The sequence below is a fragment of the Chromohalobacter sp. HP20-39 genome, from assembly GCF_033052815.1.
GTDB lineage: Bacteria > Pseudomonadota > Gammaproteobacteria > Pseudomonadales > Halomonadaceae > Chromohalobacter.
Genome location: NZ_JAWHTP010000152.1, coordinates 1 through 454, shown reverse-complemented (window position 1 = coordinate 454; position 454 = coordinate 1). Strand labels below are relative to the sequence as shown.

Below are 454 nucleotides of genomic sequence, written 5' to 3'. Positions count from 1 at the left end.
ACCGCCGCTTTCACCGCCGCGCGAATAGCCACCGCCGCCGTGTTGGCTGCGGCCACCACCATAACCGCCACCACCACCGCCGCCGCCTTCGCCGCCGCGCGAGTAACCACCACCGCCGCCACCCTGCCCGCCACCGCCTTCACCGCGGCCGCCGAGCATCTGCATCTGGTCTGCAACGATTTCGGTGCTGTATTGCTTCTGGCCGTCTTTCTCCCATTGACGGGTTTTCAGACGACCCTCGATGTAGACCGACGATCCCTTCTTCAGATACTCGCCAGCGATTTCCGCCAAGCGACCGAAGAACGCGATGCGATGCCATTCGGTGGCTTCGCGCATCTCACCGCTACCCTTGTCCTTAAAGCGATCGGTGGTTGCCACGCGGATGTTGGTGACCGCGTCGCCACTGGGCATGTAACGTGTTTCCGGATCAGCACCGAGGTTGCCCACGATGATG

1 protein-coding gene is annotated in these 454 nt (G+C 63.2%); it reads right to left on the bottom strand.

The genetic code is table 11. The features are described 5' to 3' along the window. Window positions 1-453 (bottom strand): single-stranded DNA-binding protein (gene ssb / locus RVY79_RS17400; protein WP_317465735.1); only part of this gene is annotated, 453 nt, incomplete at its 3' end. Window position 454: the final 1 nt, after the last annotated feature.